Genomic DNA, 10367 nt, shown 5'->3' with positions numbered 1-10367 from the left:
GCAGCGCCGAGAGCCGGCCGTGATCGCGTGGCAGCTTCTTCCAGCCTTCGGTGACGACCTCGCGCAGCTTGCTCATCCCGATCGTGTTGCGCAGCAGCCCGCCGATCTGCTCGTCCGGGATGGCCGGGCCGGCGAGCACCGGCAAGATCACGTCCAGCAGCAGCTGGCGGGCCTCACCGGCCTTGGCCCGTTCGATCAACGCCTCATCGGTCTTGGATTTGGCCCGCGACTCCCGGGCGGACACGGCCTGGTCGAACAGCATCACGACCTCGTCGACCTGGTCGATCGCCGATTGGGTGACCACCGCCAACAAGATCGGATAGCGGCGCTGCTCCTCGCGACGTTCCAGCGCCTGGTTCGTCGAGCGGCGGCCCACCGAGGCCAGGAAGCGGCGCCGCTCAGCGGCCAGCCCCGACATGTCCAGGGTGTGGGCGTCCATGTTGCGCAGGTAGATGAGCTTTTCGATCGCGGTCTTGACCGAGGTCGCGCTGGCATCGATGGACGCCTTGATCAGCCAGGCCAGCCGGGTCATCTTCAACCCGGCGTCATACATCAGCAGCCGGTCCAGATCCCCGCGCCGTTCGCCGGTCAGCAGGTGCGCCACTTTCTCCCAGGTCAGCGCGGTGGCGCCGGTGCGGGCGGTGGCCACCATCTTGGCCAGCGTCGTCACGCCCGGCCGGATCGTCTTGGCCGCCATCAGATACTCGGTGGCCAGGTTGAACAGCAACGTGGGCGAGTCATGCTCCATCGCCCGGTCCAGCAGGAACTGCTCCAGCTCCTTCATCGCCGTGCTCCCGGCCGGGGCGCTCTTCCACCCCAGATATCCGGCCACCAACCGCAGATGATCACTGCGTGTCTGCTCCCGCTGACCGTACTCGGCCAGAACGTCCGGATCCACCCCCAGCCGCTCGGCCAGCCGGTCCACCGCCACCGGCGGCGCCGAGCTCACCTCATCCGGCACGAAGCCCAACCAGGGCAAGGTGGCCAGTTGAACGGCAAGCCCCAATCGGTCGGTCGGGCCACGACCCCGGCCCGGGTCGACGAAGGCGACATCGGCGGGCGTCAGGGTGAAGTACCGGATCAGATCGTCGCGGCCGATGTCGGGGTACGACCGCAACCGCTCCAGCTGGTCTTCGGAGAACATCCGGGTCGACATTGACCACCCCCACACCGCAACCGGTCAGGACCGTACGAACCGTAGCGGAAGTGATCAACAAACAGAACAGGCAGGGCATCGTCGCAGGTCAGGAAAATCCGTTGGAAATTTCCCCAGGACTACATGGAGGCCACCCTGCGGCGCCAACCCTGCGGCGAGCACGAGCGGAGCGGTGAGCACGAGCGGAGCCGCACGAGGGGCGAGCACGACAGAGCGGCACGACATGGCTGCGCGGCTCCTGAACCGCGACTGCTAAACCGCGGTGAGGATCACAGGCCCGTCGTCGGTGATGGCCACCGTGTGCTCGCTGTGGGAGGCGCGCGAGCCGTCAACGGTCCGCAACGCCCACCCGTCGGCGGCCGTGAGGTAGCGGCCGTCGCCGCCCGCGGTGAACATCGGCTCGATCGCCAGCACCAAACCCGTCCGCAGCACCAGCCCGCGGCCCGGCCGCCCCTGGTTGGCCACGTGCGGGTCCTCGTGCATCTTCCGCCCGATCCCGTGCCCGCCGAAGTCGATCGGCACGCCATAGCCGCCCGCCACCGCGACCGAGGAGATGGCGTGCCCGATGTCGCCCATCCGGTTACCCGGCCGCATCGCGGCGATGCCCGCCCGCAGCGCCTCCTGCGTCGCCTCGATGAGCGCCACGTCACGGGCGCGCGGCAGCCCCACCACGAAGCTGACCGCCGAGTCGCCCGCCCACCCGTCGAGGTAGGCGCCGCAGTCGATGCTGACCAGGTCACCGTCCTTGAGCCGGTAACGGTCCGGGATGCCGTGCACGATCACGTCGTTGATCGACGCGCAGATGACCGCCGGGTAGGGCGTCGGCGCGAAGTGCGGCTGATAGCCCAGGAACGCGGGCGTGGCACCCGCCTCGGCGATGATGGTGGCCGCCAGCTCGTCCAGCTCGTCGACCCGCACCCCCACCGCGGCATGCTTGACGATCGCCTGCAGCGCCCGCGCCACCACGCGGCCCGCTTCGCGCATCGCCTCGATCTCCGCCAATGTCTTGATCTCCACCATGTCGATAACTATACCGGTATTTTTATCCCGGCGGCATCTGTATCCCAGCTGTAGACTTGGGTTCATGGTCCGACCCTCGCTGACCCCCGAAGAGCGACGGCGCGGCGAGCAGCTCGGCCTGCTACTCCGCGACGTGCGCGGCGACCGCAGCATCGTCGAAGTCGCCGCCGCGGCCGGCATGTCCGCCGAAACCCTCCGCAAGATCGAGACCGGCCGCATCCCCACCCCGGCCTTCTTCACCATCGCCGCCCTGGCCGACGTCCTCGGCGTCTCCCTCGACCACCTCGCCCTGCGGCTCACCCCCGCCACACCCGCCTGAGCGAGACAAAACCGCGCCCGCTCAACCGCTCACCGCCGCCCCAGAGCCCACCCCGGCCACGCGAGACGAGCTAGGCCAAAGCGGGCTGGGCGGAAGCGGGCGAAGCGCAGGCGGGCCCGCTCACCGATCCGGGTCGGCCCGCTTCAACAACGGATGCGCCCGCATCGCCCCCTCCAGCTCACCCGGCAACTCATCGCGGTAACGCCCCAGCGTCGACAGATCACTGTGCCCCAGCACCCGCCGCACCGCGTCCATGTCCACCGCGTCCGCCAGCAGATGCGTCGCCGTCGTATGCCGCAACCCATGCGGCGTCACCGACCGCCGCTGCTCGGCCGCCACCCGCCGCTGCACCCGATCGATCACCGCCTGCACATCGCCACGCGCCAGCCGCCGCCCCCGCCACGACAACAACAACGCCTTGTCCGGCACCTCCGCCCGCTCCCGCGCCAGATAGGCCTCCAACGCCAGCGCCACATCGCGGGGGAGCGGCACATCCCGGGTGCGGCCGCCCTTGCCGAAGATCCGCCAATAACGCACCCCGTCATTGGTGTAGAAATCCTCGACATTGGCCCGCACCAGCTCCGACACCCGCGGCCCCAGCGTCGACAACAGCAACACGATCAACGCATCACGCAACTCCGTCCGCTGATCACGCCGCCCCGCCGCCGGCGCCTCGCCCGCCGACCGCGCCGCCCCGATCAGCCCCTGCGCCTGCTCCCGCGTCAATGCCCGCCGCTCGGGCCGCAGCCCGCCCCGCTCCCTGGCCGTCACCGTCGACAACGCCATCGGATTGATCTGGATCCAGCCCGCCAGCGACGCGTACTTGAACAACGCCGAGATCGAACGCCGAAACCGCGCCTGCGACGACGGACTCTGCCCCCCGCCACCCGCCGAGCGCCGGCCATCCGGCTTACGCGCGAACGCCAGCAAAATCGCATCGACGTCCTCACCCGACAGGTCGTCCAGCACCGTCGACTCCCCGGCCAGCGCCACCAGCGTCGCCACGTCACGCGCATACAGCTCCGCCGTCGCCTGCGACAACGCCCCCGTCAACGTCTTGGCCCGCACCAGCTCCACATAGCGGTCGGCCGCCTCCACCACCGTCAGCCGATCCAGCTCAGCAGGCCGCACCGTCCCCCCTCACCCCAAGATCCACCGAAGATCCACACAGGCAGACGGTAGCGGGCCCCACCGACAGAATCAGATGTCGCGGAAGGTCTCGATCCGCGCCCCCAGCGCGTTCAGCCGCTCGGCCAGATCCTCATACCCCCGGTTGATGACGTACACATTGCGCAGCACCGACGTGCCCTCACCCGCCATCATCGCCAGCAGCACCACCACCGCGGGCCGCAGTGCCGGCGGGCACATCATCTCCGCGCTGCGCCAGCGCGTCGGCCCCTCCACCAGCACCCGATGCGGATCCAGCAACTTCACCGACGCCCCCAGCCGCGTCAGCTCCGTCAGATAGATCGCCCGGTTGTCGTAGACCCAGTCATGGATCAGCGTCGAACCCTGCGCCGTCGCCGCGATCGCCGCGAAGAACGGCACATTGTCGATGTTCAGCCCCGGGAACGGCATCGGGTGGATCTTGTCGATGGGGGAGACCAGCTTGGACGGCCGTACCGTCAGATCCACCAGCCGCGTCCGCCCATTGGCCGCCGCGTACTCGGCACCCCGATCGTGGTCGAGGCCCATCTCCTCCAGAACCGCCAGCTCGATCTCCAGGAACTCCACCGGCACCCGGCAGATCGTCAGCTCCGACTGCGTCACCACCGCCGCCGCCAGCAGGCTCATCGCCTCCACCGGGTCCTCAGAGGGGGAGTAGTCGACATCCCGCTCGATCGAGGCCACCCCGTGGACCGTCAGCGTCGTCGTGCCCACGCCCTCCACCCGCACGCCCAGCTCCTCCAGGAAGAAGCACAGGTCCTGCACCATGTAATTGGAGGAGGCGTTGCGGATCACCGTCACACCGTCGTGGCGCGCCGCCGCCAGCAGCGCGTTCTCCGTCACGGTGTCACCCCGCTCGGTCAGCACGATCGCCCGCGACGGCGACACCCCCCGGTCCACCCGCGCGTGGTAGAAACCGCCCGTCGCCGTGATGTCCAGCCCGAAGTGCCGCAACGCCGACATGTGCGGCTGCACCGTGCGCGTCCCCAGGTCGCAGCCGCCCGCGTACGGAATCTGGAACTGGTCCGTACGATGCATCAACGGCCCCAGGAACATGATCACACTCCTGGTACGCCGCGCCGCCTCGGTGTCCATCGCCTCCAGCTCCAGCCGGGCCGGAGGCACGATCTCCAGGTCACTGCCCTCGTTGATCCACCGCGCCCGCACCCCGATCGAGGCGAGCACCTCCAGGATCCGGTAGACCTCCTCGATCCGCGCCACCTTACGCAGAATCGTCCGCCCCGAGGTCAGCAGCGACGCGCACAGCAGCGCCACACACGCGTTCTTGGAGGTCTTGACATCGATGCTGCCCGACAGCCGCCGCCCGCCCACGACCCGCAGATGCATCGGCCCGGCATAGCCCAGCGACACGATCTCACTGTCGAGCGCCTCACCGATCCGCGCGATCATCTCAAGACTGATGTTCTGGTTACCGCGCTCGATCCGGTTCACCGCGCTCTGACTCGTCGCCAGGGCATCCGCCAGCTGCAGCTGCGTCCACCCACGGTGCTGGCGCGCGTCACGAATCAGCCGGCCGATCCGCACGAGATAATCATCAGTCATAACACGACAACATATCTCACATATGAGATGCGGCCGCACCCGACCCCGCCGACGCGCCGGACAACTCCCGATGCACCGCCAGATGCTCCGGCGTCCTCCCCACCTTACGCTTGTGCACGAACGCCTGACGCGCCTGCCGGAACCCATTACGGTCATCGAACATGTCCCGGCTCATCTCCGCGAGCTCCTCCACCCGATAGGCCTCCAACGGCTTACGCCGCTCATCGGCCTCCCGCACCTCCCGCTTGATCCCCAGCAACCGCTCATAATCATCCCCGGCCGCCAACCGCTCGGCGTACTCCAGCACCGACCGCTCGAACTCCAGCCGCGACCCCGCCATCATCCGATCGGCCAGCCCCAGCTCCACCGCCTGCGCCGCACCCACCGGCAACGCCTCACCCGTCAGCCGCCCCGCCACCGACGCACCCACCCGCCGAGGCAGCACGTACGTCCAGAACTCCGACCCGAACAACCCCATCGTCCGATAGTGCGGATTCAACACCACACCCTCACGAATCAGCACCCGATCCGCGCCCAGCCCCATCATCACGCCACCCGCACCCGCGTTACCGCCCACCGACGTCACCACCAGCTGCCCCGTACACGCGATCACCTCACGACACACCTGGTTGATCGCGTTGATGTTCATCCACGCCTCCAGCTCCGGATGACGCGCCGCCTCGATCACATTCAGATGGATGCCGTTGGAGAACACCTCACCACCCCGCAGCACCACCACCCGCGTGTCCTGCGCCGCCGCGTACCGCAACGCCGAGGCCAGCCGCCGGCACTGCTCGGTCGACATAGCGCCGTTGTAGAAGTCGAAACTCACCACCCCCACCGCGTCACTACGGTCATAGGTCACCTCGCTGTAACCCGGCCGCTCCTCCAGCCCCGCCACCCGCTCAGCCAGCACCATCGCCGCCGGCAGCTTGATCGCCCCCGGCTCCTCGGCCCGCAGATGCCCCACCCACACCGTGCCATCACCGGTGTGCACCAGCACCGCGCCCTCACGCCGCGCCACCACCGACCCCGGCGTCCCCACGACGACCGGGCCCCGATACACATCGAACACCCGCATCATCCGCCCCTCCAGCAGCACCCGCCCACCCGGCGCCCCATCGGCCGAACGCACCCGGCGCAACACCGCGTCCGTCGGCTCCGACCAGGAGAACTCCCGGTCGCCATGCCGCATCGCCGGCCGCAACCGCCCCCGCACCAGCGGCGAACGATAATCCAGCGGCACCGGCGCGAACCCCGCGTCCATCGCCTTGGCCGCCACCTCCACCACCAGCTCCACCGCGGCGTCGGCCACCGGCCCGTTGTAGAGGGCGGACTTGCGCGGCGGCTCGGCCGGCATCGCGAACGTCCGGAACCCCCAGATCGGCCCCGCGTCCATCTCCTCCACCGCCTGCAGCGCCGTCACACCCCACTCCGGCTCGGCGTCGGCGATCGCCCAGTCCAGCGAGGACGGGCCGCGGTCGCCGGGCGGCCCGGGGTGAATGATGATCGTGCGGTGGTTCTGCCACAGCAGCGCCGGGACCTTCTCCTTCAGGAACGGGCAGATGATCAGGTCGGGTTTGGCCAGCTGGGCCGCCTCGAGCATCACCTGCTCCGAGACGGCCAGCTCGACGGTGACGTCGTGACCGGCCCGGCGCAGTTCCAGCCAGGCGCGCTGGGTCAGGCCGTTGAAGGAGGAGCAGAGCAGCAGAATACGCAACGGAGAACTTCTTTCAGGCGGGTCGTTCGAGGGGTACGGGGGCTCGCCGTGTGCGGGCCCGGGGGAGAGGGGCCGGCTCAGCCGGGCACACCTGGGCGCGGGTGACCCCACCGGTCCCAGATGTTTACGGCAGTCCCATATGGCCCGTACATGCCCTCGATGCTGACACGAACCTGCAAGTGCTGATGACACATCTCGGCAAAAATCCGCCCGGACCAGCCCCAAATGACCAGATTTGTCGGAATTGAATGTGGGGGAGAGGCACCGAAACGGCCCCCAAACCCCCCTCCGCGTCCCGACAGCCGCGCCCGCCGCGCGACCGAAACCCCGACCCGGACCGCTTGACACTTGCGGCGCCTCGCCGTGATTCCGCCCCCTCCGGTCTGGCTTTCTGTCCTGTTGCAAAAGGGGCCCAACTTCACCGGCCACCGTGACCCGTCACCCGATCCCAACGGGAACAACGGGACCGCCACCCTGGCGGTGATCGGGCCGGGCAAGGATCACCCAGTTTCAGGGCCGAGACGCCGACGGTGCCGGGACGTGCGATTGCTCGCGTGCGAGCAGCACACCGAGGACGGCGGCAAGGACGGGAAGACCGCCAATGACGGCGACGATCGCCGGCCAAGGAGTCTCGAACGGCACCCGTACCGGCTCCTCCCACGTAGTACGCACCGTCAGGGGCCACAGCAGCAACATCCCGGCGGGACAACCGGCGACCGCACCCAGAACCGTTCCGCACAGGGCGCTCAGACCGGCAAGAAAGGCACAGAACCACCGGAAGGCCGCGCCCGATCCATTACCCGCCCGCCTCAGGACCCGAGCCTGACGCGCGGCCCTTCCGAAGCCGACGGTCAGCACGCACACGAGGGCGACAAGGAAGACCACCGCGACGACGGGCAGCCACCCGGTCGAAGCCTCGTTCGACGTAAGCCTTGGCGACCGCGTCGTCCAGCCGGTCATCGAGACGCTTCTGCTCCTGCACCGTGACCCGCCGCAGGGTGGGGTCGACGATCAACTCCTCCGGTTGGAGCTGGAAACCGAGGTCCCGGACGATCTTCGAGGGGACGAAGATCGCCTCCATGTGCGGATCGGCGGCCCTGGCGCCGACCGCCGGGACGGTCCTGGTCGTCGCGTCGTTCTCGTTGATCTCGTAGGAGAGCTCGACCGAGTCGACCTTCACCTCGGCTGACGTGATCACCACGGCCGTGCCCTCGTCGTACGGCGTCGACTGATCACCCGTCAGATACCGCAGCAGCTTCTCGTCACCGATGGCCTGATCCCAATAGGCAACTTCCTCCGGTATCTCGACGTTCTCCGCGCTCACGTCGAAGAACCGAGACTCGGCCTAAGCCGCTCACTCTGGGCAATCGGCACCCCGGGTAAATCGCGCTCGATCACCGCTCGCACGGTGTCCGCGACCGCCGCCGAGAAAGGCCCCGCGAACAAGAGGCTCGGCTGGACCAATAAGGTGCCCGGCCGGGCCCTGGGGGAGTATTCGGCCCTGCTCTGCGTCGTTTGGCCGACCGCGATCACCGTCCGGGCGATGCCGAAAGCGCTCGCCATCATCGCCAGCGTGATCGCGAGCACCGCGCTAACCCGACGATCGGCCAAGTCGCCGGCCGCCAGGCGGAAGGGCAGCGGCAGCCGTTCCGCATATGGACCGGTGACCTCCAGCAGCCCGGTTTATGGACTCGTGGCGGTTGGGCGGGGCGGAAAGCACCGCGGCAGGGGTGGCCCCGGCCGCGATCATCAGGGGAAGGCCGACGAAACGCCGGGTATCCGGCCTGCTCGCCTGGACGGCAATCGAAAGGAAACTGTACGCGATACCGGACAGAATCCCGCTTCTGTCCGGTATCGCGTATTTTCGGGTGATTTAGAGGCGGTTGACGAAGCGGGCGGCGGCGCGCTGGCTCATGCCGGTCTCGCCGCGTACGAGGAAGACGGCCTCCTGGAGCTGGCCGTGAGCCTTCATCTCGCGCGCCTGGTCGACGAGGTCGGGGCTGGGGGTGGGGCGGTTGCGGGGGTTCCTGGTCAGCCGGACGGCCAGGATGATCAGGTAGATGGCCAGGGCGGTGACGACGGCGGTGAGCGCGACGAGACCCGTGGTGGAGATCGCCAGGCTGTGCATCTCTCGATCGTAACGCCGCCCGCTGGAGATCAGCGGCGGGAAGACGCCCGGATGACGATGAAGGCGATGATCGCGATCACGACGATGATCACGGCGAAGATGAGTAGCTCCACGGGGCCTAAGTTCATATTTCTCAGCGTAGGTGGCGAAAAGATGCCGTGTGCGGAACGTCGCCGTTTGCTTGATAATGAACATTATGTCAAGTAGGCCGCTTCGGAAGGGGCTCTGACTCGGGGTGGAGCCCCATGTGCGCTTAGTGACGTTGGTCACCCTGCCCGCCGCCCCGCCGAGCGGTGATCGTCGGGGCCTGGTCAGGGGGTGTTACGGGAGGTGACGGCCGCCTCCGGTGGGCCGGCGCGGTTCTTGATCATTACGCTGCGTGAGGCCGGAATGCTCTGACCGATGGGTTGACCTTCGGTTGATTCACTGTCCTGGCTGGCCGGATCGCCTTAGGGTGGGAGATCTGCTATCGCGCCGCGAGAGGAGCAGCACGTGGGGAACCAGTCGGTGTTATGTCCAGTGTGTCAGGGAGTTCTGCCCGCTACGGGCCGGGAGTCCTATACGACACTGCGTGGTCGTCTTATTGTGACCAACGGTTACTGCGGAGGTGGTTGCGCCGAGCGGCGGGCCGAGATGGAGCGGACGCAGCAGATGACGCGTCCTTCGGCCCCGGTTGTGCCGGCCGCTCCCCCGGTGGCTCACGCGCCTTCCTTGGCTCCTGTCGCCGGTCCGGCGCGGGCGCGGGTGGCGGGCTGATCGTTTTTGTAGCCGGTGCCTGGTTCTGTGTGGGTGCCGGGTGGGTCTCCGGACCTGGGTTGTAGTGGTTTTGTCGCATTTGTGGGCTGGCCGCTCGGTGCGTGGTCATACGTGGCCTTGTGTGGTGTGCCAGTAGTCGCGGGTCTGTACGGCGAGGCCGTCGGAGTCGAAGCGGGCGATGACGCAGCCCGCGAGGGTGATGGGTGTGCCTTCGTCGATGGCGTGGACGCGGAATTCGATGACCGCTTGGTCGCCGTCCACGATGGGGGTGGCGAAGGTGACGTGCGGCGCGGTTTCGGTGCTGAAGGACCAGCGGATGTAGTCCGCTATGGCGCCTCTCCCCCGGTGTGGTGGCCGGAAGGGCATGGAGGTGTGGATCGCGTCGTGGTGGTAGAGGGTGGCGATGCGGTCGGTGTCGTGGTGGGTCCAGCCGTGTTGCCAGGTGTCGGCGAAGCGCTGGGCGGCTGCTCGGGTGTTCATGAGTCTCAGTGTGGCGGCGTTTAACCGCTCGATTCTGTCGGTGGCGTTGGTTATGGTC

Annotated in this window: 10 protein-coding genes; 1 reads left to right on the top strand and 9 read right to left on the bottom strand. The window is 68.1% G+C overall.

Annotated features, from left to right (window positions below; translation table 11 throughout):
- On the bottom strand, positions 1-1156 hold a 1156-nt coding region (locus ACGFJ2_RS55345), incomplete at its 3' end, for a DUF4158 domain-containing protein (RefSeq protein WP_393482823.1).
- Between the two features lie 252 nt (positions 1157-1408).
- Positions 1409-2176, bottom strand: a complete 768-nt coding sequence (gene map, locus ACGFJ2_RS55340; RefSeq protein WP_357956809.1) for a type I methionyl aminopeptidase — start codon at positions 2174-2176, stop codon at positions 1409-1411.
- Positions 2177-2240: 64 nt separating this feature from the next.
- Here map and ACGFJ2_RS55335 point away from each other — a divergent pair, with 64 nt between their 5' ends.
- Positions 2241-2495, top strand: coding sequence for a helix-turn-helix transcriptional regulator (locus ACGFJ2_RS55335; protein ID WP_357645069.1), 255 nt, complete (start codon positions 2241-2243; stop codon positions 2493-2495).
- A gap of 120 nt (positions 2496-2615) precedes the next feature.
- On the opposite strand, the gene ACGFJ2_RS55330 is transcribed toward ACGFJ2_RS55335, so the two are convergent.
- The 7 genes from ACGFJ2_RS55330 to ACGFJ2_RS55300 form a co-directional block, all read right to left on the bottom strand.
- Positions 2616-3626 carry a tyrosine-type recombinase/integrase gene (locus tag ACGFJ2_RS55330; RefSeq protein WP_357956811.1) on the bottom strand — a complete coding sequence of 337 codons (1011 nt, stop codon included), beginning with the start codon at positions 3624-3626 and terminating at the stop codon, positions 2616-2618.
- A 69-nt stretch (positions 3627-3695) separates the two neighbouring features.
- Positions 3696-5225, bottom strand: coding sequence for a UDP-N-acetylglucosamine 1-carboxyvinyltransferase (locus ACGFJ2_RS55325; protein ID WP_357956813.1), 1530 nt, complete (start codon positions 5223-5225; stop codon positions 3696-3698).
- Positions 5226-5241: 16 nt separating this feature from the next.
- A complete protein-coding gene (locus ACGFJ2_RS55320) occupies positions 5242-6945 on the bottom strand; it encodes an enoyl-CoA hydratase-related protein (protein WP_358203499.1) in 1704 nt (567 codons plus the stop codon).
- A 796-nt stretch (positions 6946-7741) separates the two neighbouring features.
- Positions 7742-8269 (bottom strand): hypothetical protein, encoded by a 528-nt coding sequence (locus ACGFJ2_RS55315; RefSeq protein ID WP_393482818.1) that lies wholly within the window; start codon positions 8267-8269, stop codon positions 7742-7744.
- A complete protein-coding gene (locus ACGFJ2_RS55310; protein ID WP_393482815.1) occupies positions 8266-8532 on the bottom strand; it encodes a hypothetical protein in 267 nt (88 codons plus the stop codon). Before ACGFJ2_RS55310 ends, ACGFJ2_RS55315 begins: the two co-directional genes overlap by 4 nt.
- Before the next feature lie 286 nt (positions 8533-8818).
- Positions 8819-9073 carry a hypothetical protein gene (locus ACGFJ2_RS55305; protein ID WP_357956819.1) on the bottom strand — a complete coding sequence of 85 codons (255 nt, stop codon included), beginning with the start codon at positions 9071-9073 and terminating at the stop codon, positions 8819-8821.
- A gap of 861 nt (positions 9074-9934) precedes the next feature.
- Positions 9935-10309, bottom strand: coding sequence for a nuclear transport factor 2 family protein (locus tag ACGFJ2_RS55300; RefSeq protein WP_357956821.1), 375 nt, complete (start codon positions 10307-10309; stop codon positions 9935-9937).
- Between the last annotated feature and the right edge of the window lie 58 nt (positions 10310-10367).

This window comes from Nonomuraea sp. NPDC049028 (genome assembly GCF_043197735.1).
Classification (GTDB): Bacteria; Actinomycetota; Actinomycetes; order Streptosporangiales; family Streptosporangiaceae; genus Nonomuraea.
Note: the sequence above shows the minus strand (reverse complement) of the source record. Positions and strands in the feature narration are given on the sequence as shown.

Coding starts and splice junctions, on each gene's coding strand:
- ACGFJ2_RS55335 (WP_357645069.1), top strand. CDS start 2,241: ATGGTCCGACCCTCGCTGACCCCCGAAGAGCGACGGCGCGGCGAGCAG.
- map (WP_357956809.1), bottom strand. CDS start 2,176: ATGGTGGAGATCAAGACATTGGCGGAGATCGAGGCGATGCGCGAAGCG.
- ACGFJ2_RS55305 (WP_357956819.1), bottom strand. CDS start 9,073: ATGCACAGCCTGGCGATCTCCACCACGGGTCTCGTCGCGCTCACCGCC.
- ACGFJ2_RS55325 (WP_357956813.1), bottom strand. CDS start 5,225: ATGACTGATGATTATCTCGTGCGGATCGGCCGGCTGATTCGTGACGCG.
- ACGFJ2_RS55300 (WP_357956821.1), bottom strand. CDS start 10,309: ATGAACACCCGAGCAGCCGCCCAGCGCTTCGCCGACACCTGGCAACAC.